General features: G+C 62.2%; 25 protein-coding genes and 1 tRNA gene. 11 read left to right on the plus strand and 15 right to left on the minus strand.

Going from position 1 to position 23,215, the window contains the following annotated elements:
- Nucleotides 1-12 precede the first annotated feature (12 nt).
- Complete coding sequence (locus NKJ46_RS05280) at nucleotides 13-1,242, plus strand: GNAT family N-acetyltransferase (RefSeq protein WP_352662727.1); 1,230 nt, start codon at nucleotides 13-15, stop codon at nucleotides 1,240-1,242.
- 21 nt (nucleotides 1,243-1,263) lie between these two features.
- Here the strand turns inward: NKJ46_RS05280 and NKJ46_RS05285 are convergent, their stop codons facing one another.
- Nucleotides 1,264-3,513, minus strand: a complete 2,250-nt coding sequence (locus NKJ46_RS05285; protein ID WP_352662730.1) for a GumC family protein — start codon at nucleotides 3,511-3,513, stop codon at nucleotides 1,264-1,266.
- Between the two features lie 255 nt (nucleotides 3,514-3,768).
- Here NKJ46_RS05285 and NKJ46_RS05290 point away from each other — a divergent pair, with 255 nt between their 5' ends.
- From NKJ46_RS05290 to NKJ46_RS05320, 7 genes are all read left to right on the plus strand, one after another.
- Nucleotides 3,769-4,332, plus strand: a complete 564-nt coding sequence (locus NKJ46_RS05290; protein ID WP_254817578.1) for a polysaccharide biosynthesis/export family protein — start codon at nucleotides 3,769-3,771, stop codon at nucleotides 4,330-4,332.
- A gap of 12 nt (nucleotides 4,333-4,344) precedes the next feature.
- Complete coding sequence (locus tag NKJ46_RS05295; protein ID WP_352662733.1) at nucleotides 4,345-5,469, plus strand: glycosyltransferase family 4 protein; 1,125 nt, start codon at nucleotides 4,345-4,347, stop codon at nucleotides 5,467-5,469.
- A 112-nt stretch (nucleotides 5,470-5,581) separates the two neighbouring features.
- Nucleotides 5,582-7,117 (plus strand): undecaprenyl-phosphate glucose phosphotransferase, encoded by a 1,536-nt coding sequence (locus tag NKJ46_RS05300; RefSeq protein ID WP_352662736.1) that lies wholly within the window; start codon nucleotides 5,582-5,584, stop codon nucleotides 7,115-7,117.
- On the plus strand, nucleotides 7,114-8,403 hold the full coding sequence (locus NKJ46_RS05305) for an O-antigen ligase family protein (protein ID WP_352662739.1): 1,290 nt from the start codon (nucleotides 7,114-7,116) through the stop codon (nucleotides 8,401-8,403). Before NKJ46_RS05300 ends, NKJ46_RS05305 begins: the two co-directional genes overlap by 4 nt.
- Nucleotides 8,404-8,439: 36 nt before the next feature.
- Nucleotides 8,440-8,516: transfer RNA gene (locus tag NKJ46_RS05310), tRNA-Pro, on the plus strand.
- Nucleotides 8,517-9,305: 789 nt separating this feature from the next.
- The gene (locus tag NKJ46_RS05315) at nucleotides 9,306-9,539 is read left to right on the plus strand and encodes a hypothetical protein (protein ID WP_352662742.1); all 234 of its coding nucleotides are present in this window, start codon (nucleotides 9,306-9,308) and stop codon (nucleotides 9,537-9,539) included.
- A 147-nt stretch (nucleotides 9,540-9,686) separates the two neighbouring features.
- Nucleotides 9,687-9,881: a hypothetical protein gene (locus NKJ46_RS05320; RefSeq protein WP_352662745.1), complete on the plus strand. Its 195-nt coding sequence runs from the start codon at nucleotides 9,687-9,689 to the stop codon at nucleotides 9,879-9,881.
- Between the two features lie 38 nt (nucleotides 9,882-9,919).
- Here NKJ46_RS05320 and NKJ46_RS05325 read toward each other — a convergent pair whose 3' ends face one another.
- Both NKJ46_RS05325 and NKJ46_RS05330 read right to left on the minus strand, forming a co-directional pair.
- Nucleotides 9,920-10,378, minus strand: a complete 459-nt coding sequence (locus NKJ46_RS05325) for a YbaK/EbsC family protein (RefSeq protein ID WP_352662748.1) — start codon at nucleotides 10,376-10,378, stop codon at nucleotides 9,920-9,922.
- Nucleotides 10,379-10,498: 120 nt separating this feature from the next.
- Nucleotides 10,499-10,777, minus strand: coding sequence for a helix-turn-helix domain-containing protein (locus NKJ46_RS05330; RefSeq protein WP_352662751.1), 279 nt, complete (start codon nucleotides 10,775-10,777; stop codon nucleotides 10,499-10,501).
- 316 nt (nucleotides 10,778-11,093) lie between these two features.
- Between NKJ46_RS05330 and NKJ46_RS05335 the strand changes: the two genes are divergently transcribed.
- Complete coding sequence (locus NKJ46_RS05335) at nucleotides 11,094-11,285, plus strand: hypothetical protein (protein WP_352662754.1); 192 nt, start codon at nucleotides 11,094-11,096, stop codon at nucleotides 11,283-11,285.
- A gap of 126 nt (nucleotides 11,286-11,411) precedes the next feature.
- On the opposite strand, the gene NKJ46_RS05340 is transcribed toward NKJ46_RS05335, so the two are convergent.
- The 7 genes from NKJ46_RS05340 to NKJ46_RS05370 all read right to left on the minus strand — a co-directional run bounded on the left by NKJ46_RS05340 (nucleotide 11,412) and on the right by NKJ46_RS05370 (nucleotide 16,348).
- Entirely contained in the window at nucleotides 11,412-11,753 is a 342-nt protein-coding gene (locus NKJ46_RS05340) for a hypothetical protein (protein ID WP_352662757.1), read from the minus strand.
- A gap of 74 nt (nucleotides 11,754-11,827) precedes the next feature.
- The gene (locus tag NKJ46_RS05345) at nucleotides 11,828-12,370 is read right to left on the minus strand and encodes a MerR family transcriptional regulator (RefSeq protein ID WP_352662760.1); all 543 of its coding nucleotides are present in this window, start codon (nucleotides 12,368-12,370) and stop codon (nucleotides 11,828-11,830) included.
- Nucleotides 12,371-12,615: 245 nt separating this feature from the next.
- Nucleotides 12,616-12,939: an integration host factor subunit alpha gene (locus tag NKJ46_RS05350; RefSeq protein WP_352662763.1), complete on the minus strand. Its 324-nt coding sequence runs from the start codon at nucleotides 12,937-12,939 to the stop codon at nucleotides 12,616-12,618.
- A gap of 104 nt (nucleotides 12,940-13,043) precedes the next feature.
- Nucleotides 13,044-14,015: a beta-ketoacyl-ACP synthase III gene (locus tag NKJ46_RS05355; protein ID WP_352662766.1), complete on the minus strand. Its 972-nt coding sequence runs from the start codon at nucleotides 14,013-14,015 to the stop codon at nucleotides 13,044-13,046.
- A 9-nt stretch (nucleotides 14,016-14,024) separates the two neighbouring features.
- Nucleotides 14,025-15,095 carry a phosphate acyltransferase PlsX gene (gene plsX, locus NKJ46_RS05360; RefSeq protein WP_352449317.1) on the minus strand — a complete coding sequence of 357 codons (1,071 nt, stop codon included), beginning with the start codon at nucleotides 15,093-15,095 and terminating at the stop codon, nucleotides 14,025-14,027.
- A 123-nt stretch (nucleotides 15,096-15,218) separates the two neighbouring features.
- Nucleotides 15,219-15,767: a YceD family protein gene (locus NKJ46_RS05365; protein ID WP_352662769.1), complete on the minus strand. Its 549-nt coding sequence runs from the start codon at nucleotides 15,765-15,767 to the stop codon at nucleotides 15,219-15,221.
- A gap of 41 nt (nucleotides 15,768-15,808) precedes the next feature.
- On the minus strand, nucleotides 15,809-16,348 hold the full coding sequence (locus NKJ46_RS05370) for a ubiquinol-cytochrome C chaperone family protein (RefSeq protein WP_023674506.1): 540 nt from the start codon (nucleotides 16,346-16,348) through the stop codon (nucleotides 15,809-15,811).
- A gap of 114 nt (nucleotides 16,349-16,462) precedes the next feature.
- Between NKJ46_RS05370 and NKJ46_RS05375 the strand changes: the two genes are divergently transcribed.
- Nucleotides 16,463-16,996, plus strand: a complete 534-nt coding sequence (locus tag NKJ46_RS05375) for an outer membrane protein assembly factor BamE (protein WP_352662772.1) — start codon at nucleotides 16,463-16,465, stop codon at nucleotides 16,994-16,996.
- Nucleotides 16,997-17,115: 119 nt separating this feature from the next.
- Here the strand turns inward: NKJ46_RS05375 and NKJ46_RS05380 are convergent, their stop codons facing one another.
- Complete coding sequence (locus NKJ46_RS05380) at nucleotides 17,116-19,257, minus strand: sodium-translocating pyrophosphatase (RefSeq protein ID WP_352662774.1); 2,142 nt, start codon at nucleotides 19,255-19,257, stop codon at nucleotides 17,116-17,118.
- 252 nt (nucleotides 19,258-19,509) lie between these two features.
- Nucleotides 19,510-20,010: a DUF2165 family protein gene (locus NKJ46_RS05385; protein WP_352662777.1), complete on the minus strand. Its 501-nt coding sequence runs from the start codon at nucleotides 20,008-20,010 to the stop codon at nucleotides 19,510-19,512.
- Between the two features lie 79 nt (nucleotides 20,011-20,089).
- Between NKJ46_RS05385 and NKJ46_RS05390 the strand changes: the two genes are divergently transcribed.
- Complete coding sequence (locus NKJ46_RS05390; RefSeq protein ID WP_352662780.1) at nucleotides 20,090-20,323, plus strand: hypothetical protein; 234 nt, start codon at nucleotides 20,090-20,092, stop codon at nucleotides 20,321-20,323.
- Between the two features lie 25 nt (nucleotides 20,324-20,348).
- Here NKJ46_RS05390 and NKJ46_RS05395 read toward each other — a convergent pair whose 3' ends face one another.
- From NKJ46_RS05395 to NKJ46_RS05405, 3 genes are read right to left on the minus strand one after another with little or no spacing between them, the layout of a single operon-like run.
- Nucleotides 20,349-21,098, minus strand: a complete 750-nt coding sequence (locus NKJ46_RS05395; RefSeq protein WP_352662783.1) for an ABC transporter permease — start codon at nucleotides 21,096-21,098, stop codon at nucleotides 20,349-20,351.
- Nucleotides 21,095-22,033, minus strand: a complete 939-nt coding sequence (locus NKJ46_RS05400; protein ID WP_352662786.1) for an ABC transporter ATP-binding protein — start codon at nucleotides 22,031-22,033, stop codon at nucleotides 21,095-21,097. Before NKJ46_RS05400 ends, NKJ46_RS05395 begins: the two co-directional genes overlap by 4 nt.
- Nucleotides 22,030-23,193: an ABC transporter permease gene (locus NKJ46_RS05405; RefSeq protein ID WP_352662789.1), complete on the minus strand. Its 1,164-nt coding sequence runs from the start codon at nucleotides 23,191-23,193 to the stop codon at nucleotides 22,030-22,032. The genes NKJ46_RS05400 and NKJ46_RS05405 overlap by 4 nt, the downstream gene beginning before the upstream one ends.
- Nucleotides 23,194-23,215: the final 22 nt, after the last annotated feature.

The following is a 23,215-nucleotide window of genomic DNA, read 5'->3' on the forward strand; positions in this document are numbered from 1 at the left end:
AAGGATTGAGGTATGGTTGACGCCACCGCGTCATTTGACGGCAATCGGCTGGCAAGCAGCGAGGCGTCGCCGTGTGCCTTGCCGGCCGGCAAGGCCGGCCTGTCAACCTCGGTCGCCGATGGTGCGGCGCTGGCGGGGTACGCAGAATTCTGCCATTCGGCGCTTTTTGCCCCGGCGCAGAGCGCAGGCTGGATCCTGAACTGGGCCGCACGTACCGGCGCCGACGTTGTCGTTGCGACGCTGCGCGCCGACGACAGGCCGGTCTTCTCGTTGGCGCTGGAGGTCACTCGCGGTGGAGCGTTTCGCATCGCCCGCTTCATGGGCGGCCGCCATGCCAACGGCAATTTTGCCGCCGCCGACCCGCAATGGCTGGCGAATGCCGATAGTGCGGCGATCCGCTCGATGCTGGCTGCGATTGCCAAGGCGCGGCGCGACATCGATCTGGTCGCACTAGAGCGGCTGCTGCCCGATCTCGACGGCGTTGCCAACCCGCTCTCCGCCTTGTCGCATTTTTCGAGCCCCAATCTGTCGCTGGCCGCCAGTCTTATAGGAGGATTTGATGCACTGCTCGCCCGCGTGAGCGGCAAGCGCAGGCGCAAGAAACATCGCTCGCAGGCGCGCAAGTTCGAGGCCGTCGGCAGCTATCGTCGCGTCGAGGCGAAGACTGCGGACGAGGTGAACAGGCAGCTCGATGCCTTTTTCGAGATGAAGGAATTCCGCTTTCGCAAGATGGGTATCGCCAATGTTTTCGGTGGAGCGGAGGTGCGCGCTTTTTTCCGCTCGCTGTTTGCCGACGCGCTTCAAGAGGAAGATCCGTCGTTCGTCCTGCATGGGCTGGAAGTCGCCGGCAAACTTCGTGCAGTCACCGGATCGAGCCGCTCGGGCAAGCGGCTGATCTGCGAATTCGGGGCGATTGCCGAGGACGACCTCGCACACACCAGCCCGGGCGACTTCCTGTTCTTTGAGAACATCCAGGAAGCCTGCGAGGCGGGTTTCAAAATCTATGATTTCTCGGTTGGCGACGAACCCTACAAGCGATTGTGGTGCGATGTCGAAACGCAGCATTTCGAGGTGCTGGTTCCGCTGACGCTGAAGGGTCGTGCGCTGGCGCTTGCGCTCAGGCACGGCGCAAGCCTGAAGGCATTCATCAAGCACAGCCCAATGGTCTGGAAGCTGACCAAGCTGCTGCGCCGCAAAGCCGTGGGGCGGACAGCACCGGCCGCAGGCGAAGACGACAGCTGATTTCGATTTGAGAAAACTGCCTCAGGCGGCCGAGCGCCGTCCCGGCATTGGCCCCGGCGCCACATGGCCGATTGGCGTGACCAGCGTCAGGTCAGGATAGCCGCTCTCGATGAGCGCGACCGCGGCCAGCGTCACCTCGTCGTCCGGCTCCAGCATGGAGAGCAGGACCTCGGTCCCCTCGCCCACCAGGCGGCTGATGCCTTGCGCGTCGGCCGGCCCGCATTCGACCACGACCAGATCATAGGCGGTGGTCAGCGACTGCATGATGATCGGCAGCCGGTCGGCGGCGCGCATGGCGCGAACCGGATCGGCTGTGCCGACGGGAATAACGTGGCAGTCCGAATAGAGATCGGGGTGGATCACATCGCTGAACTGCGCTTGCGAGGCGAGCAGATCGGTGATGCCGGGAAACAGCCCGCTGTCCAGCATCGGCCGCGAGGCGGCACCCGAAGCGGTGAGATCAAGCAGCAGCACGCGTAGCCCGGCGTCAGAGACCGCACGCGCCACCAGCACCGCCGAGGCGGCCGCCTCGTCGCCTTCCGGCGACACGAATATGGCGCGGGCGGCACCGGTGGCGATCAGTTTTTCCGCGGCCTTGTCGATGTCGACCTCGCCGAGGACAGAACGTGCCGGTTCAATGTCTGCAGCAGCCATTTCAGAGTACTCCGGTTCGATTTTCTCGGCAGCCGCTTCCGCCACCGCGACGGGTTCCGGCTCCACTTTGGTCTCGATAATCTTGTCGTCGTCGGTCTCATCGATCTCGGCGGCTGCCGGTTCGGGCCGGGCAATCGGTGGGTCGGGCTCGGCCATTACGCGTTCGGCCTGGACAGCCGGCATCGCAACCTGCTCGATGCGCTCGAAATGGGCACCGGCGGCCGGACGCATGGCGCGGCCGGAAAACAGTTCCTGCAGCAGCGTGACAATCGCCATGATGAGCAACGAGCCGACAAAGGCCGCACTGACAATCGGACCAATCTTGGGGAAATAGGGTTCGGCCGGCACCTGGGCCTCCGAAAATACGCGAGCATCGACAGGCAGGTAGTTGCGATCCTTGCGTGCAGCCGCCTGGAGATAGCTGGACGAATAGAGATCGAGCTGCTGACGCTTGGTCGCTGCATCACGCTGCAGCGCATCGAGTTCCACCTGCTCTTCGCCGGCGCGGGCGGACGCCGCCTTCAGCGTGTTGACGTCTGCCACGAGTTGAGCCTCTCGCGCCTTCGCCGTCTCGGCCTGCGCCATCAGACCCTTCATGATCTTTTCCGCTTCGTTGCGGATTTGGCGGTCGAGATCGGCGAGCTGCGACTTCAGCGCGCGGATGCGCGGATGGTTGTCGAGCAAGGTGGTGGAAAGGTCGGCGATGTTATTCTTGAGTTCGACTTGCCGCTCGCGCAGGCGCTGGATCAGTTCGGAAGACAACACCTCCGGAACGGCATCCAGCGAGCCGCCATTGCGCAGCGCCCTGCGCACGCCGTCAGCGGTCGCTTCCGCCGAAGCGCGATTGGCGCGCACGCGTGACAGTTCGCTCGACAATTCGGACAGCTGCTGGGTGGCAAGCACCGAATTGTTGCCGCCCATCAAAAGATCGGACTGCGCACGGAATGCGGCAACCTTGGCTTCCGCCTCCTTCACCCGGTTCTGCAGATCCGCGATTTCCGGCGCCAGAAAGTCGGTGGCGGCGGAATTCGATTCGAGCTTGGCATTGCCCTTGGAGGCGATATAGGCATTTGCAATGGCGTTCGGGATCGCGGCGGCAAGCTTTGGATCCTCTGACGAGAACTCGATTGCGATCGCGCGGGTTTTTTCAACGCCATAGACGTTGAGCTTCTCATGCATTGCGTCCAGCACGCGCTCTTCCAGCGGAATCTCGAACGGATCGCTTTTCAAGCCAACAAGGACAAGGGCGCGGCTCAGCGCCGACATCTTCAGCGCCTCGTCGAATTCGGGCAATTTCGCCAGGTTGAGCTTCGCCGCCACCTGCTTGAGGATGTCGGGGGACGAGATGATCTGGACCTCGGTGGCCACAGCCTCTTCGTCGGGAATCGACCGCTCGTTGCCGTTGGCCCCGGCTGGCCGCGTGAACTCCGATTCTCGAGGCCCGATCTCCAGCTTGGCTGCCGCCTTGTATTCGGGCGTTGCAAGCCAGGCGAGCGCAAAGGCCAGGCCGGTTACAACCAGCGCGACGACAAGGATGCGCAGCCAGTTTCGCGCCAGGCTGGCGAAAAGCTGCCTGAGATCGACGTCGACATCTGCGGCCGCGGATTGAACGGACATGCATCCCTGCTCCGGTACTGAGTCAGCATGCACCGTAAACAACTATGGTAACTCAGCCGTTAATATCGCGGTAAGAACCTGTTAGGCTCTACTAACAATCAGCAAACAAGAGGCTGAAAACCATCTGCATTTGTCGATCCGGCCCGCATCGGCCGCGCGCCTTTACCGGCCATTAACCCTAACAGGATGATAACCGAGCTCGATCGTTAAGGTTTGCCGCAGAGTCGCCGGCTATTCAAAGGTACGTGTCCGCTCATGAAAAGCACTGCTCCCCTTTTCCGCGCGCTGCTTGCCGTATCGATGCTTTCGGGCTGCTCCAGCTACCGGCCGACGCCGGCCGCATTCCATGAAGTTCTCGACCAGCCCTATCGCCTCGGCGCCGGCGACCGCGTCCGCGTAACCGTGTTCGAGCAGGAAGGACTGACCAATACCTACAGCGTCGACCAGTCCGGCTATCTCTCGCTGCCGCTCGTCGGCAACGTGCCGGCGCGCGGCCACACCGCCCAGCAGCTCGAGGGCGAGATCGCCGAGAAACTGCGCCAGGGTTATTTGCGGGATCCCGATGTTTCGGTCGAAATCGATCGCTACCGGCCGATCTTCGTCATGGGTGAAGTGGGTGCGGCGGGGCAGTATTCCTACGTTCCAGGCCTGACCGTACAGAAAGCCGTCGCCATCGCCGGCGGGTTCACGCCGCGCGCCAACCAGGAAAGCGTCGACATCACCCGCGACATCAACGGCAAAGTGATAACCGGACGCGTGGTGACCTCCGATCCGCTACTACCCGGCGATACAGTCTATGTTCGCGAACGCCTGTTTTGATGTGCTGACCAAGTGGCGGACACACTCAGGATCGTCCACTGCTTTCGCTCACCGGTCGGAGGCATCTTCCGGCATGTGCGCGACCTGACCGAGGCTCAGGTCGCCGCCGGCCATGCCGTCGGCATCGTCTGCGATTCGACCACTGGCGGCGATTTCGAGGAACGGCTGTTCGAACAGATGAAAGGCAGCCTGGCGCTCGGCATTCATCGCACCCCGATGCAGCGGCATGTCGGGCCAGGCGATCTCGCTTCGGCCCGGCGCACCTATAGGATCATAAAAGAATTGCGGCCGGACGTGCTGCACGGGCATGGCGCCAAAGGTGGCGCCTATGCCCGTCTGTTCGGCTCATTGTTGCGGGTATCCAGGTCTCGCGTAGCCCGCCTTTATTCGCCGCATGGCGGCTCGCTTCACTATGACGAGACCACCGCCATGGGGAAGCTGTTCTTCGCGCTTGAGCGCTTCATGGCTCGCTTCACCGATTGCCTGCTGTTTGTTTCCGATTATGAGCGGCGGACTTATCGCAGGAAGGTCGGCGAGCCGCCCATTCCGAACGCTCTCGTCCACAACGGCCTGCGCGCCGCCGAATTCGAGCCGGTGCGGACCGAGCACGATGCGGTTGACCTCCTCTATATCGGCATGATGCGAGACCTCAAAGGCCCGGACATCTTCATCGATGCGCTGGGGCTAGCCGCGACACGCCTCGGCCGCCCATTGAGGGCGCTGATGGTCGGCGACGGCGACGACCTGCCGCGCTATCGCACCCAGGTGAATCAGCTCGGCCTCAAGGTCAGCTTCCTGGCGCCGATGCCGGCCAGGCTCGCCTTCACGCTGGCCGAACTGGTCGTCGTTCCCTCGCGCGCGGAAGCCATGCCCTATATCGTTCTGGAAGCGCTCGCCGCCGGCAAGCCGATCATCGCGACGGCGGTCGGCGGCATACCGGAAATCTTCGACACCGGCTCGCCTGCCCTGATCCGGCCCGACCCGCGCGAACTCGGCGACAAGATAAGCGCCGCATTGGCCGATCTCGACACCTACAAGGGCCTGATGCCCGGCCTCGCCGACCTCAAGGCACGCTTCGGCGCCGATGTAATGGCCGCTGAAATCGAAAAGGCTTATTTCGCCGCGCTCAAACAATAGAGCAACGGCTGCAAAAGGCCCCCCGGTGAAAGCGTCTCCAAAGCCATCTGTTGTTTCAAGGGTTTCTTAGCTCTCTTTTGCTATTCACCTGAGGGAAACCTGCGGACGCCCCATGAACGAAATCGACCCAGCGCGCCGTTTTTCGCTAGACGCGGTGCGCAAATTCGACGCCCCTGCCGAGAACAATACGGCCGGCGGCATGAACGATGTTGCCCGCCAGGTCGCCTCGCAATACCGGCGCGATACGATGTCGCCGATCATGGTGAGCGGCGTCCTGCGTATGGTGGAATTCGCGCTGCTGTTGGTGTCAGGTCTTGCCGTCTATTTCTATTATGTCGGCTTTTTCAACTATCTTGCCTGGCAATACTCACTGACAATCGCCGCCACCTCGTTCCTCGCGGTCGTTCTGTTCGACGTCACCGACTGCTACCAGATCGTCGCGTTGATGCGGCCGATCGCCAATTTCGGCCGTCTCCTGCTGGTCTGGGCCGGAACATTCGCCTTGATGGCGCTCACCGCCTTCACCATGAAAATGTCGGAAGACTATTCGCGCCTGCTCTTCGGCACGTGGTTCGTCGTCGGCTTCGTGCTGATCCTGGGTCTCCGCCTGGTGATGTCGAAGCTGATCAGGCGCTGGGCACGCGACGGGCGGATGGAGCGCCGCGCCGTCATCGTCGGCGGCGGCAAGGCGGCGGAGGTACTGATCCGCTCGGTCGAAAGGCAGCCCTACAACGACATCCGCATCTGCGGCATCTTCGACGACCGGGGCGACAAGCGGTCGCCGCCGGTTGTCGCCGGTTATCCCAAGCTCGGCACGATTTCCGAACTCATCGAATTTGCCCGCATCGCGCGCATCGACATGCTGATCGTATCGCTGCCGCTGACCGCCGAATCGCGCGTGCTGCAGTTATTGAAGAAGCTGTGGGTGCTGCCGGTCGACATCCGGCTATCGGCGCATTCGAACGCGCTGCAGTTCAGGCCGCGCGCCTATTCCTACATTGGCTCGGTGCCGATGCTAGATATCTTCGACAAGCCGATCAACGACTGGGATTCGGTCGCCAAGCGCGCCTTCGACATCGTCTTTTCGATCATCGGCATCATCGCGTTCTCGCCGGTGATGCTGGCGACCGCAATCGCGATCAAACTCGACAGCAAGGGGCCGGTGCTGTTCCACCAGAAGCGGCACGGCTTCAACAACGAGATCATCGAGGTCTACAAGTTCCGTTCGATGTACACCGACAAGGCGGACCCGACGGCGAAGCAGACCGTGACCAAGAACGATCCACGCGTCACCCGTGTCGGGCGCTTCATCCGCAAGACCTCGATCGACGAACTGCCGCAGTTCTTCAATTCGCTGTTCGGCTCGCTGTCGCTGGTCGGGCCGCGCCCGCACGCCATTGCCGCGCAGTCGCACAACCTCCTCTACAATGAGGTGGTCGACGGCTATTTCGCCCGTCACAAGGTCAAGCCCGGTGTGACCGGCTGGGCGCAGATCAATTGCTGGCGCGGCGAGATGGATACCAACGAGAAGATTCGCATGCGGACGGAATACGACCTCTACTACATCGAGAACTGGTCGCTCCTGTTCGACCTCAAAATCCTGTTCCTGACGCCGATCCGCCTGCTCAACACGGAAAACGCATATTGAGCGCGACGGCCTATGAATTGTCGGCTGCGGCGGTCAACGCCAAGCTGATTGCACTGATTGCGTCGGGGGCGGTTTTCCTCGGCGTCTTCCTGTCCGGCTTCGTCATTGCCGAGCCCGCGCCGTACGACCTCTATATGATCGGGCTGATCGTGGTGTGGCCCTTGTTCGGCCTGCGCATACAGCGCGTGGCGGTGCCGCTGCTGGTGCTGCTGGTTATCATGAACATCGGCGGCATGATCTCGATGACGCAGATGTCGGACCTCGCCGGCACGCCGCTCTATCTCGCCGTCTCGCTGTTCCTGGCCCTCACCGCGGTTTTCTTCGCTTCCGTTACGGCCGTCCGGCCCAGTCTCTATCGGGTGATCTTCGTCGCCTATGTGGTGTCGGCGGTGCTGACTTCGCTGGTCGGCATAGCCGGCTATTTCCATGCCTTTCCAGGAGCCGAGATCTTCACCAAATACGACCGCGCCGCCGGCGCCTTCCAGGACCCGAACGTGTTCGGGCCTTTCCTGGTGCTGCCTGGCATCTACCTGCTCTACCTGCTGCTTACCGGTTCGGTCGCGCGCATGCCGCTATTGGCGGTGCCGCTGCTGATCATCACCGCCGGCATCTTCTTTTCCTTTTCGCGCGGCGCCTGGGGCATGTTCGCCGTTTCGGCGATCCTGCTGACCGGTGCCTTGTTCCTGCAGAGCGCCAGCGGCAAGTTCAGGCTGCGCGTCGTCGTCATGACCATCGCCGCCGTCGGACTGCTGGTCATCGCGATGATCGTCATCCTGCAACTGCCGGGCGTCGCGGAGATGTTCTCGAACCGCGCGCAACTCGAACAAAGCTACGACACCGCCCGCCTCGGCCGCTTCGCCCGCTATACGATCGGCTTTCAGATGGCACTGGAGCATCCGTTCGGCATCGGCCCGCTCGTGTTCGGCAAGATGTTCGGCGAGGACACCCACGACATCTGGCTGAAGATGCTGATGGATTACGGCTGGCTCGGCTTCGTGTCGTTCCTGACGCTGACGTGCTGGACGATCGCCGCCGGCTTCCGCATTCTGCTGCGCGACCGGCCGTGGCAGCCTTATCTTCTATGCGCCTACGTCGCCTTCATCGGCAATATCGGGCTCGGCACCTTCATCGACATCGACCACTGGCGCCATGTCTACCTGCTGCTTGGCCTGATCTGGGGTGCCATCGCGCTCGAATACCGCCACCAGTGGCAGTTGCGGGCGGCGCAGCGACCGGCAATCCCCGTTGCTGTTACTTCAGGCAGGATAGCAACCGAATTCGGTTGACCGGAGCCGGTCTATCACGATACATCGCGACCGGTCCGGAGTGTAGCGCAGCCCGGTAGCGCACTTGACTGGGGGTCAAGGGGTCGTCGGTTCGAATCCGGCCACTCCGACCATTAAAATCCAAAGGCTTAGCCAGTTTTCCCCCAAACTGGCTATACAGACAATAGCCGCATTGCAGCCAGCGCAGCGTACGCAGGCGCGTGATCTCATCGAGGAATCGATCACGCATCACTTAGGCGCGAGGCACGGAGGCTGACGTCTAGCCAGAAGCCCACCGAGAAACCGCGCGGTAATGGCTAGGTAAGGTTTGCTGCGTACGCCAACCTTCACCGTGAGCCCGTGTTCCAGCTTCAATGAAAAAAGGTCCCGCCGCACATGCCAGAACGGCGGGACTCGATCAGGCGCCTTGCATCAGGCAGGGGTGACTCGGGGGTTGGGCATGCCCGGTGCGCGCGGATCGTAGTGAACCCTAGGCGCATCAGCTGCAATGCGTCCACCAACCGTCGGTTGGAAAGAACTAGTTCAATGCCGATGGCTGGCCTGACCTGAACAAGCGCCTGCTCAAGGCTTAGTTTCTTCCCGGGGAGGAGCTTTTTGGTCAGGACAATCAGGATAGGGCAATTCTTTACACGGAGAGGGCCGGTCGCGAACGCCGCCATAATGTTCCGCGAGTTTTGCGAAACCGTAGGCGAAGGCGAAAAGAAGCGCGAGGACAACCGCTATTCGGACGGCCATCCCGTATTGTAGCAGTATCCTCCCATTGGAGCGCGCGGCGTTTTGGTACGATTGAATGTTGAGTTCGAAAAAGGTTGGTTTTAGTTGAATCGCCGTCGTCCGCAGTTGTAAGGGCGAGCGGACGCTTCGAAGATGCCACGCGCTTTCGCCCTTTCAGGAGAGATGCAATGTCGCTTCAAGGAGTTGCCTGTCCTGCCGAGCTGACCATGTTGACCAGGGCACTTGATGCCCGATGCCGTGAACTAGGCCTCGCTGACGGCGATCCAGGCAGAGACGTGCTCGGCCGCAGGGTGATGGATTTATTTGAAAGCGGTCAGCTCAGCGCCGAAGATTTGAGACTGGCTCTGAGCGGCGAGATCTTTAACGCCAAAAATCCTATGGCCGCAGCCGGTGGGCTTTGATACGGCAAGCGGCTATCCGCGCAACCAATTGAATTGCTGGGCCAGCGTAGGCTTCCGTGTGCGCAAGAGCGCGTGTGAACAAATGTGATTTTGCGGTCGGCGCCAGACGGGCTAACTTTACCCATCGAACGAAAGAGGAGAGTGACCATGAAGACATTCCTCGCAATGGCTGCGGCACTGACCATGTCCATATCAGCTGCCTCTGCGGACTGCCCCGCGCATTCCAAGGTCCAGGCATCGGTCGACACGCAGACGAAGACAGCGAGCGTCGACAAGGCCGATATGTCGACTGTCACGGACGCTCAGACGATCAAGAAAGAAGAGTCGCAGAAGACCGAATAGCGGTAGCGCTCAGCGGGTCCCAGGACCCGGATAAATGGCTACTGGCAAACATCCACCCATTCTGCGCCAACGAGTTCCGCCATGCGTTGCGGGCTGAGCCGCACGGCGGCGTTGGTTGCGCCTGCGGCGGGGACAACTTCGTCAAAGGCGCGCAGCGAGATGTCGCAATAGACCGGCAGCGGTGATGGCAGGCCGAACGGACATACGCCGCCGACGGGATGACCGGTCGCGGCGAACACCTGCTCGGCGTCCAGCATTCGCGCCTTGCCGCCGAACCGGTCCTTGAACTTGCGGTTGTCCAGCCTGGAGACCCCGCCGGCCACGATCAGCATCGTCTGGTCGCCGGCGCGCAAGCAGATCGTCTTGGCGATCTGCGCCGGCGCTACGCCGTGCGCTTCGGCTGCAAGAGGCACCGTCGCCGAGCTTGCCTCCGTGACGATGACGTCAATGTCGGGCGCGTGTGCGGCGAAGAAGGCGCGAACGGATTCGAGGCTCATCTCCAGCAATTTCCGTCTGGCGTCGCCGTGGCGGCCGGCAAGTCTACTACGTGGCCGAAAAAAACGAAGCCCGCCAGGGCGACCCATGGCGAGCTCGTGGAACAAAAGCATGGCACGCCGCTACGACACGGATCGCCTTTTGGCGTGCAACACGGCTTCATCAAACAGAGCGCTTTCCGGAAACTGAAGCGCGGAGGCAATACGCCGACGTTTCGAGGGATCGGCATCCTTGCCGCTTTCAATGTCGGCAATCTCATAGGCTGCCAGCCCGCACGCCAGGGACAGCTCTTCGATGCTGTATCCACGGGCTTCCCGGGCGGTTCGGACAGCACTGCGTTCAGGCGTAACCGCGCTCGCCGCCAGTTCGGAGTAAGGTTCGCGTTTTGCTATTTGGGGCATTGGCAACTCCGTGGGATGAAAGAGTTAGATCAAATCATGTTGTTGCCTGAGACGATCGGGAGAATGCCCGCTCGCCGGTGATTTGCCAAGCATCAAAGATAGCGTCACGGCATCGTGAACCGACGCCGGAATGAAGGCGGATGCCGGCGAGCCGACATCTGGCCGGATCGTCGGCAGACACAGTCCGGAAACAAAATTCTACAGGCCGGAAAAACTACCGAAAAACTCCAAGGCGATAGTCCCAACTGCAGCGCTCGAGTCACCAACCTGAATCAGTGACGCTCAAATTCCGCCTGCGCAAAAAGGAAACGATGTCATGAAGAAGCCTCTTCTCTCCGCCCTTGGACTTGCAATCGCACTTGCCCTTTCAATGCCGATCATCGGCGCAAGCAGCGCGAACGCAACGACGATGCAGACCACCGTCAAGAAGCATCACCGCCATCACTACCATCACCGCGTCCACCACTACCGCCACCACCACAAGAAGGTTGTGGCGAAGAAGTACTGAAAACACCCTCGGGCGAACGACCGGCAAGCAGGCGTTCTGGTCCTTGACCAAGGGCGGCGCGCTTGCCGGGTTTGCCGTGTCGGCGAAAAATGGCGGCGGTCCGCCGACCACCGCCATTTGCTTATCTCAACGTGCCGACCTTGAACGCGCTCGCGGCACGTTTTGCTGCCGGCCAGTGAGGAACAGACTGGCGACGAGCCCGACCAGAACCAGCCCGACAGCGGCCGCTGTCGCCGGGTGATCTCGGGCGGTCTGCTCGATCGCCCGGCCTTGCCTTCTGATTGCCGGCAAGGCGTGGCCGAGCCGCTCAGTGATATCCGAATAATAATCCGACGCGGTATCGCGCCCGTCTTCGTAAAAGGCGCCGCCCTGCTTCAACACGGCTTTCTTCAAGGTGGCCAGTTCCCTGGTCAAGGCCGCGACCTGCTTGTTCAGATCGGTGTCGGAGATGCTCGAAAGCGATGCCATGACGTGCTTCCTTCATCTGCAGAAGGAAGCCTAACGCATGACCCTGAAGACCGTTCCGGTCAACCCGGCGGGCTCTAGCGAACCTGATCGAGCAGGCGCTTGCATTCCAGGAGGTCGAATAGCGCCTCCTGCAGCAAAGCGCGATTGTCACGGGAAAGTTTTGACGTGTCCGGCGGAACCGGGCCTTCCTCGTCGGTCTTGCCTATGCCGAAAAAACGACGGCTGGGTTTCACCCTCGGCTGGCCGACCAGCATTTCGTCGTCCGGGCCGCGCGGCTGCGCCGCTTGCGTCAGCGGTACCGCGTCAGCCTGTCGGCGCTGCGAGATCGCCTCGACCGCCGCCATGTCGCCACTGCCGACGGCGATCAGAAACTGGTTGCCGTTCTCGCGCAACAGCTTCTGCACGCCCTTGATCGTATAGCCCTGATCGTAGAGCATATGGCGAATACCCTTGATCAGCTCGACGTCCTGCGGACGGTAGTAGCGGCGGCCGCCGCCGCGCTTCATCGGCTTGATCTGGTTGAAACGCGTCTCCCAGAAGCGCAGCACGTGCTGCGGCAAATCCAGATCCTCCGCGACCTCGCTGATGGTGCGGAAAGCATCGGGGCTCTTGTCCATGGACGAATCCTCACGCTAGAACATGATCGCGAAAGGTGGGAACCGGTTCGGGCGACATTACGCTTAACAAGGAGAGCAGCTTCCCGTCCCGTCGGAACGGATCACACCCAAATACCGATCCGGCCTGCCGAATCGCATCTTATTTCAGCGGTTTATGAAACAATATTCAAGCCCGGCGCAAAAGCAGGGTTCGTTTTTCAACCGAAGCCTGGGAGCATGATTCTCGGCAAAGCGGGAGTGGACGTCTACTTGCTGCCCTTGGCTTTGCTGCTTTGATGGGAGCGCAGGATACGGTTCTTCAGCACGTTCGATGATTTGAAGGTCATCACCCGGCGCGGCAGGATTGGCACTTCCTCACCGGTCTTGGGATTGCGCCCGATGCGCTCGTTCTTGGAGCGGACATGGAAGGTCGCGAAGGACGACAGCTTCACCGTCTCGCCGCGAACGATCGCTTCGCAGATCTCATTCAGCACCGCCTCGACAAGCTCGGCGGATTCAGTACGTGACAGCCCAACCTTGCGATAAACGGCTTCGGCGAGGTCGGCGCGCGTAAGTGTCTTTCCCCCCATACGAACCGTCCCATCAGCTCAAAAACATAAATCGATACAAGCAACGGCAGAACCTAAGTAATTGATCCGTCAAGGTCAAGGACCCGAACCCGATAGTTCGGCACTTACCAGCGGAGCAGGACCGCGCCCCAGGTGAAGCCCCCGCCCATCGCCTCGAGCAGCACCAGGTCACCCTTTTTGATGCGACCATCGGCGACGGCCGCGGACAGTGCCAGCGGCACGGAAGCAGCCGAGGTATTACCGTGCAAATCGACGGTCACCACCACCTTCCGCTCCTCTATCCCGAGCTTTTTGGCCGAAGCGTCAATAATTCGTTTATTGGCTTGATGCGGCACGAACCAGTCGAGGTCGCCGGCGCTGATGCCGGCCTGTGCGAACGTCGCCTCGATGACGTCGGTGATCATGCCGACCGCGTGCTTGAACACTTCGCGGCCTTCCATCCTGAGGTGCCCGACCGTTCCTGTGGTCGACGGCCCACCGTCGACGAAAAGCTTGTCCTTGTGGATGCCGTCGGAGCGCAGGCTGGCTGCCAGAACGCCTCGGTCGCCGATGCCGCCTGCCCCCGTGCCTGCTTCCAGCACCATCGCGCCGGCGCCGTCGCCGAACAAGACGCAGGTCGAGCGGTCGTTCCAGTCGAGAATACGCGAAAACGTTTCCGAGCCGATCACCAGCACCCGTCTGGCCAAGCCGCCGCGGATATAGAGGTCGGCGGTCGTCACTGCATAGACGAAGCCGGAGCAGACCGCCTGCAGGTCGAAGGCAAAACCGTGGTGCATGCCGAGCCGGTTCTGGATCTCGACCGCCGTCGCGGGAAAGGTGTTGTTGGGCGTCGAGGTCGCCAGCACGATCAGGTCGACGTCGTCAGCCGTCAGGCCGGCGCTGTCGAGGGCTGCGCGCGCTGCCGCCTCGCCCAGCGAGGCCGTCGTCTCGTCGTCGGCCGCAATGTGGCGCTGGCGAATGCCGGTGCGCTGGACGATCCACTCGTCCGACGTCTCGACCATGCCTTCGAAATCGGCATTCTTCATAATGCGGCGAGGCAGCGCGGCGCCCGTGCCGCGCACGACTGATCTGATCAATACTCTTTCCTATTCCTTTGCGTCGATGACGACGTCGGATTTCCGGATTGTCTGGGCATTCGGATTGCGGGCATGGAACAGGTCGAGATCGGCCTCGATGCGGTCGAGCAGATTGTTGCGCACCATGTCGTAGCCAAGCTCGATCGCCGCCGCGAAGCCATCCGAATCAGCCCCGCCGTGGCTTTTCACCACGATGCCGTTCAACCCGAGGAAGACACCGCCATTGGAGCGGCCGACATCCATCTTCTCGCGCAGGCGATCGAAGGCGGTCTTGGCGAAGATATAGCCGATCCTGGCCATCAGCGTCCGGTTCATCGCCGCGCGCAGATAGCCGGCGATCTGCCTGACGGTGCCTTCCGCCGTCTTCAGCGCGATGTTGCCGGCAAATCCTTCGGTAACGACGACGTCGACACTGCCCTTGCCGATGTCGTCACCCTCGACAAAGCCATGGTAGTTCATCGAGGCCATGTTGGCCTCGCGCAGCATACGGCCCGCCTCCTTGACCTCCTCCTGACCCTTGATCTCCTCGACGCCGACATTGAGCAGGCCGACGCTCGGCCGTTCGATGCCGAAAACCGAGCGCGCCATGCCGGTGCCCAGAATGGCAAAATCAACCAGTTGATGCGCATCCGCGCCGATGGTGGCGCCGACGTCCAGCACCACGCTTTCGCCGCGCAATGTCGGCCAGAGCGCCGCGATTGCCGGGCGATCGATGGTCGCCATAGTGCGAAGGCAGAATCTGGACATCGCCATCAGCGCGCCGGTATTGCCGGCTGAGATGCAGGCGTCGGCAGTGCCTGCCTTAACCGCCTCGACGGCCTTCCACATCGATGATTTCCAGCGACCGTGGCGCAGCGCCTGGCTCGGCTTGTCGTCCATCCGCACTGCAATCTCGCAGTGGATGAACTCGCTCACTTCCGCCAGCTTGGGGAATTTTGCGAGTTCGGGCCGTACCACTTCCTCGCGCCCGTAAATGACGAAGCGTATATCCGGACGGCGGGTGGCGACAGTCATGAGCGCCGGGATGACCACGCTTGGCCCGTGATCGCCGCCCATGGCATCGATGGAAATCCTGATCACGCGGTGTTCATCTCACGGTTGCTTGGCCAGCGGGCTTGCCAAGATACGGGGCTCGCGAAGGTTCGGCGAAAATAACGGTTTTGGGCTGCCGCACAACCAACTTTTCTCAAATTGGGTCAGCCATCAGGATTTTCCCAACAGTGATCTGAGCTTTTGCTGGAATTCATTCTCCACAGGCTCGGCATCGCCGGCGGCCTCCAGCGACACACCCGGCTTGCGCGGATAGGGATCGATCGCCAAGCCAAAGAACTGCTCGGCAAGCGCCCCGACGTCGATCGTATCGCCCGAAAAGGTTTCCGGGCTGTCCGGGCCTTCGGCGTCGAGCAGGATCTCACCGCCGCCGTCGAAACCTTGCCGCCCGAGCTTGGATTGCTCTGGCAGGAACAGCGCTTCGAGCGGCTCGTCGATATGCGCCTCGACCGGGTCGAGGGTGACGATGCAGGCCTGCGTTATATCGGCCTCGACATGGCCGCTGACTTTTACCCCGTTGCGCTTCCAGGGCTCGACCAGGAGTTCGGCGCGATAGTTCTCGACCGAAAGCAGCTCGTGCTCGACGGCCAGCAGGGCGCGCTGCCCAGCGTCGGCATCGATCACCACCGGTAGCCCCTTTTGCGGCAGCCGGGCGACATTTGCCAGGAACGACACTGGGCTGTGGGTATCAGGATGTTTCATCTTCGCCTCCACTTCGCCACCTTCATTCGGCCTGCCGTCGCTCAAGCGTTGGCCACGGGAAATGCCACCGTGCCGGAAACGATCGATTCGGTCGGCTGTTCCGCGAGTTGCCTGGATGCATCGGCGGCATAGAGTGCCAGTTGCGACGCTTGCGGCCAGGCGCCGGCATCCGGCCGGACATTGCGGGCAAGGGCGGCGGCAAGCGCATCATGGTCATTTCGTTGCAGCGCATCATCATAGGCGGCAGTACGGCCATAAAACATCTTCGCCAGTTTCCGCATGCGCTTCGGCACGCCGACGTCGCCAATGCCCAGTTCCCGCAACGAATGTTCGACATCCATGAAGAACTCGTCGATCAGCACCTGCGCTACCTCTGCCGCGGCACCGCCCTCGCCGCGCAACCGGTGCTGGAACAGGAACATGTGCAAAGACAGCATCTCGAAGCGGCCGAGCGGCGTGTCCGGCACGTTCCAGGCGGAATAAAACACCGTTTGCCGCGCCGCCGCCACGATTTGTGCGTAAAGCGCCTCGGTGATGGCGCGGTTGGCATGACGTTCGCGGCCAAAGAGGCGCTGGAACATTAGAGGGTGGTCTCCCGGGACCGTTTGTTGAAGTGGCCTTGTTGCATCGGCAAGCAAGCTGGTTTACCGGTTTTGCGGCCCAGCGCAAGTTGCGGCCAGCTTATGGAGTTGTAGTTGCACGCGCTGAAATTCAAGTCGACTTTCCTGCCCAGGCCCGCCGGTGCGGTTTCGCTGCTGGTGATCGCCGCGGCGCTTTCCGCCTGCAATTCGTCCAAGATGATCGGCGATCTCAATCCGAGCGAGACGCTGACGCAGGGCTACGTCATCGACCAGCAGGCGATCGACTTGGTGCCGGTCGGCTCAAGTCGCGAACAGGTGCTGCTGGCGCTCGGCACTCCCTCGACGAAGGCGACCTTCGACAACGAGGCCTTTTATTACATTTCGCAGACGCGCAAGCGCTATGTCGCCTTCGACAAGCCGCGGCTCGTCGACCAGCATGTGCTGGCGGTCTATTTTGGCGATGACGGGCGCGTCACCCAGATCGCCAATTACGGCCTGAAGGACGGCAAAGTGTTCGACTTCATCTCGCGCACCACGCCGACCGGCGGCAAGGACCAGAACTTCCTCAGCCAGATCATCAGTGGCGCCAGCAAGCTGGCGCCTGGTGTTCCGGGCGCCAGCGGCGGCAGCACACTCGGCGGCACCTGATCCACCCCGGCGGTATCGGCTTTCGTTCCTTTCGCTTCCCTGTAAGCGGCACATCTCAGGCAATGAAAAACCCGCGGGAGCGATCCCGCGGGTTTTGTCTTGAGTCGTAGCGGCTGAGCTTAGCCGTGCGCGAGCACGGCCAGCAACAGCAGCGCGACGATGTTGGTGATCTTGATCGCCGGGTTGACCGCCGGCCCAGCAGTATCCTTGTAGGGATCACCCACCGTGTCGCCGGTCACCGAGGCCTTGTGCGCTTCGGAGCCCTTGAGGTGCTTGAGGCCGTCCTTGTCGACGAAACCGTCTTCGAACGACTTCTTGGCGTTGTCCCAGGCACCGCCGCCGGAGGTCATCGAGATGGCAACGAACAGGCCGTTGACGATGACGCCGAGCAGCGAGGCGCCGAGGGCGGCAAAGGCGGATGCCTTCGAACCCGAGATCAGGAGGACGCCGAAATAGACCACCAACGGCGCCAGCACCGGCAACAATGATGGAACGATCATCTCCCGGATCGCTGCCTTGGTCAGAAGGTCGACGGCGCGCGCATAGTTCGGCTTGGAGGTGCCGGCCATGATGCCCGGATCCTCGCGGAACTGCTTGCGCACCTCCTGGACGATAGCACCCGCGGCTCGGCCGACGGCGGTCATGGCGATGCCGCCGAACAGATACGGGATCAGGCCGCCGAAGATCAGGCCGGCGACGACATAAGGATTGGAGAGGTCGAAGGAGACCTCGCCCATGCCCTGGAAGTAGGGGTATTTGTCGCCATTGGCGGCAAAGAACTTGAGGTCGTTGGAGTAGGCCGCGAACAGCACCAGCGCGCCGAGACCGGCCGAACCGATGGCGTAGCCCTTGGTTACCGCCTTGGTGGTGTTGCCGACCGCGTCGAGCGCGTCGGTGGACTGGCGCACTTCCTTTGGCAGGCCGGCCATTTCGGCAATGCCGCCGGCATTGTCGGTGACCGGGCCGAAGGCGTCGAGCGCGACGATCATGCCGGCGAGGCCAAGCATCGTCGTCACCGCGATCGCCGTGCCGTAGAGGCCGGCAAGCTGGTATGTCGAGATGATGCCGCCGACGATGACGATCGCCGGCAACGCCGTCGATTCCAGCGACACCGCGAGGCCCTGGATGACGTTGGTGCCGTGACCGGTGACCGAGGCCTGGGCGATCGAGTTCACCGGGCGCTTGTTGGTGCCGGTATAATATTCGGTGATCACCACGATCAGGCCGGTTACCAAAAGCCCGACCAGGCCGCAGATGAACAGGTTCGTGCCGGTGATGGCCATGCCGGCGACGGTGCCGATCTCGCCCCAGCCGATACATGCCGAAGTGGCTACGGCAAGGCCGACAATCGACAGCAGGCCGGTGACGATCAGGCCCTTGTAGAGCGCGCCCATGATCGAGCCGCTGGAACCGAGCTTGACGAAGAAGGTGCCGACGATCGAGGTGAGGATGCAGGCGCCGCAGATGGCCAGCGGATAGAGCATGGCCGCGCCGAGAACGGCGGTGCCACCGAAGAAGATGGAGGCGAGGACCATGGTGGCGACCACGGTCACCGCATAGGTCTCGAACAGGTCGGCGGCCATGCCGGCGCAATCGCCGACATTGTCGCCGACATTGTCGGCAATGGTCGCCGGATTGCGTGGATCGTCTTCGGGAATGCCGGCTTCAACCTTGCCGACGAGATCCCCGCCGACGTCGGCGCCTTTTGTGAAGATGCCGCCGCCGAGACGAGCGAAGATCGAGATCAGCGAGGCGCCGAAGCCGAGCGAAACAAGCGAGTCGATGACGACGCGATCGTTTGGCTGCAGACCCATGAACTGGGTCAGGATCAGGTAGTAGATCGAGACGCCGAGCAGGGCCAGGCCAGCAACCAGCATGCCGGTGATGGCGCCCGACTTGAAGGCGATCTCGAGGCCGGCAGCGAGGCTGTTGGAAGCTGCCTGCGCGGTCCGCACATTGGCGCGCACCGAGACGTGCATGCCGATGAAGCCAGCGGCACCCGAGAGAACGGCGCCGATCAGGAAACCGATGGCGGCGGTGATCGAAAGCAGCCACCAGGCAAGCAGCAGGACCACGACGCCGACGATGGCGATGGTGGTGTACTGGCGCGCCAAATAAGCTTGGGCGCCTTCGCGGATGGCCGCGGAAATTTCCTGCATGCGTGCATTGCCCTGATCGGCCGCGAGGACCGAACGTGTCGCCCAGATGGCGTAAAGGACTGAAAGCAGACCGCAGGCGATGACAGCTGAAATTATGGTCATTGCCGAATTTTCCTCGATTGGTGGCCCAAAAGAACCCCTCCCCGGGCCGTTGAGACAGGGACGAATTTTCCGCAACCGGAATCCGTCCCTTCGCAGCGGCTTATGCGAAACAGGGCTCGGAACGTCAAGATATTGTTCGGTTCTTGTCCGGCTTTCGCCCAAAAGATCCCGGGTTTCGTCCAAAAGGCTGGACGGCAGTGCGCCTGTCGACACTGCCGCCCGGTTAGATCGATCGAAATCGGCGAACGGTCGTCAGGCTTTGCGCGGGTCGCCGTCTGGCTGCATGACGAAGACCAGCACCACCAGCATGGTCATGTAGAATTTGAACGCCGCTTCCTGACCATTCCATGTCGAAGACTGCCACATGGCGAACCACTCGCCGCCAACGACCATGAAGCCGAAATACCAAACGAGGAAACCCATGGTGGCGGCAATGATGGCGAACTTCTTGGCGTCGTTGAAAGCCTGTCCGCTGGCGTTGCGCGCCTGCCAGAGTTGCCAGGCGGCGATCAAGTAGAGCAGGCAGGTCAGCGCCTCGCCAATGATGATCAGCCAGTAGCCCGCCGTCCACAAGGCCGGGTTGGTGATCGAGCGGTACATCAGTGCGTTGCCGGGAAAGGTCGTGTCCATGCTCAGCACATGCTGGACAAAGGCGAAGTTTGACCCGTAATCGGTGATGTTGCCGAAGGCGACGAGGAAGGCGAAAGCCGCCAGACACAAACACATGACGATCTTGGAGAAACGCGCGGTCATGGCAAGAACTCCTGCTGAAAGATCGGGGCATCACATTCATCAATCGCCGAGTCCCGAAGATCGCGCAACGGGTGGGCCAGTGATCATCGTGCTCACAGCTGTCGCGAGACATTATGCCGGCAAGCAAGACATTGCCGAGACTGTCGAAGCCCTCGATCTCGACAGTGATTGCGCGGTGGGTGACTTGGTCTCTGTGGTTAGAGCCGACACACGGCATGATTTCGCCATCATCCGCCGCCGCTGGGTCGCTAGCGAAACGGGCACCACGCTCGAACTGACGCTCGATCATCCAGCGCGTTCAACGGGCCGCTGAAAGAAACGAACTTCGCCCCGAGAGGTTACTCGGCCTCGCGTCCCATGCGCCGAGCCGTGTAGCGCTCGATCGCCGACAGCCCGTCATAGATCAGCACGGCAAGGGCGGCGACGATCAGGCCGCCCTGCAGGATGAAGGCGAGGTTGTTCGACAGCAGGCCGGCGATGATCACCTCGCCCAGTGTCCTCGCTGCCACCGTCGAGCCGATGGTCGCGGTGGCGAGGCTGATCACCACCGACAGCCGGATACCGCCAAGAATGATCGGCGCGCTGAGCGGCAGCTCGACCTTGACCAGCCTTTGCCAGCCGGTCATGCCGGCGCCACGCGCCGCCTCGACGACGTTGGCCGGCAGCGTCGTCAGGCCGGTCAGCGCGTTCTCGAAGATCGGCAGCAGCCCATAGAGAAACAGCGCAATCAGCGTCGGCTTTTCGCCGAAGCCGACTGCCGGCACGGCAAGCGCCAGTACCGCCACCGGTGGAAAGGTCTGGCCTATATTGACCAGGCTGCGCGACAGCGGCAGGAATTCGGCGCCGGCCGGCCTGGTGACCAGGATGGCGAGCGCGACTGCAACGATCGTCGCGGCAACCGTTGCGATCAGCACGGTCCGCAGATGCAGCAGCGTCAGCGTCAACAGGCTGCCCTGATTGTAGATTACCGGCGCATTGTTCTCTGTCAGCGGCTTCAGCAGCGGTTCGAACCAGCCGGGATTGGTGACGAAGGCAATAAGCACCACCACCAGGGCAAGCCTGAGCAGCGAGGGAAGCCAGGCCTTCATGCCGGCCTCGCCGCGCGCTTAACCAGCCCGTCCACCGTGACGCGGCCAAGCGGCTTGCCTTCGGCATCCTTCACCGGCAGCGCCGGGCGGCCCGACCACAGGAGTTCGGCGAGCGCGTCGCGCTGGCTGGCATCACCGGGGATCGCCTCGCCTTCGGCGGTGCCCTTTTCCACCGCGTCGCGGACCCGGCCAAGCGACAACAGCCGGAACGGTTTTTCGCTGGCACCTACCAGGGTTTCGACAAACGCACTGGCCGGTTTTGCCAGTATCTCGGCCGGCCCGGCATATTGCACCACTTTGCCGCCATCCATCACCGCGATCTTGTCGCCCATGTGAACAGCCTCCTCCATGTCATGGGTGACAAGGATGATGGTGGTGCCGAAGCGCTTCTGGATCGCCAGCAGGTCCTCCTGCGCCTTGTTGCGAATGATCGGATCGAGCGCGCCGAACGGCTCATCCATCAACAGCACGTTGGGTTCCGCAGCAAGCGCGCGGGCGACGCCGACGCGCTGCTGCTGGCCGCCGGAAAGCTCATGCGGATAGCGTGGCCCGTAGGCTTCGGGGTCGAGTTGGTAGAGCCTCATCAGCTCGTCGACGCGGGCCTTGATGCGGTTGGCATCCCAGCCAAGCAATACCGGCACGGTGGCGATGTTCTGCGCCACCGTGCGATGCGGAAACAGGCCGTGGCCCTGGATGGCATAGCCGATGCTGCGACGCAGCTCGTAATCCGGCACCGAGCGGTTGTCGACGCCGTCGAGCTTGATCACGCCCGACGTCGGCTCGACCAGCCGGTTTATCATGCGAAGCAGCGTCGTCTTGCCGGAGCCGGAGGTGCCGACGATGACGGCGATGCTGCGCGGCTCGATTACTATCGACACGTCGTCGACAACTGTCGTCTCGCCGTAGCGCTTGGTGATGCCTTCGATCTCGATCATGTCGTTTCAACCCTGCGCTTGCTGGCGCTCATTTCGATCACTGCATCGAGGATGATGGCGGCGGCGAAGGCCAGCGCGACCGTCGGCACGGCACCGAGCAGCACCAGATCCATCGCCGTCTGGCCGACGCCCTGGAACACGAACACACCAAAGCCGCCGCCGCCGATCAGCGCGGCAATCGTGGCGAGGCCGATATTCTGCACCAGCACGATACGGATGCCGGTGAGGATCACCGGGAAGGCCAGCGGAAACTCAACGCCGAACAGCCGCTGGCGGTCGGTCATGCCCATGCCGCGCGCTGCGTCGTTGGCGGCACGCGGTACACCGGCAAGGCCGACCACGGTGTTAGCCACCACCGGCAGCAGCGAATAGAGGAACAGGGCGACGAAAGCCGGCGCTGTGCCGATGCCGCGAATCCCGAGCGCGGCAGCACCCGGCACATGCGAAGCAACCCAGCCGAGCGGTGCGATCAAGAGGCCGAACAGCGCGATCGAAGGAATGGTCTGGATGATGTTCAGTACGTTGAGCACACCGGCCCGCAATTTCTCGACGCGGTGGCAAAGGATGCCGAGCGGCAAGCCGATGATTACTGCTGCCGCCAGTGAACCCAGCGCCAACCTCACGTGTTTGGAGCCTTCCGCCCAAAAACTATCGGCGCGATTGAAATATTCCTTGAGGATCGACAGGCTGTTCCAGCTCCCCGAGACCAGCAGCAGGCCGATCGCCGCTGCGGCGACAACGAGCACGCCGACCCGTGCCTGCGGCGACAGGTTCAGCCTTGTAAGCACGTCGGCGAGCAGAAGCGTGAAGGCGAAGATAAGCAGCCAGAAGCCCGAAGCCGGCGAGATACGGGCGAAGGTGTTGCCGGCGGGCGTCAGGAAGCTGCCGGCAACGCCGATCAGCAGCGCCAGCGCCGCAAGTGCAACCGCACTGGCGGCGAGGCGCAGAGCAAGCGGCGTTTTCAGCAGCGCAATGAGCGCCGCTGCGACAACAATCGCCATCAATAGCGGACCGACTGCCGCAGGCAAAGATTCGAGGATCGAGCGCGCCTCGCCGGGTACGATGCGATTGGCGCGGAAGGTGGCGAATGGCGCCGCAAAAGCCGCATAGGCCGATATCGCCGCGATGACCACGCCGAGCTTGTCGAACCGGATGCGCACGCCCTCCCCCGTCGGCCGATCC

The organism is Mesorhizobium sp. M0166 (genome assembly GCF_040322255.1).
In the GTDB taxonomy this organism is placed as follows: Bacteria; Pseudomonadota; Alphaproteobacteria; order Rhizobiales; family Rhizobiaceae; genus Mesorhizobium.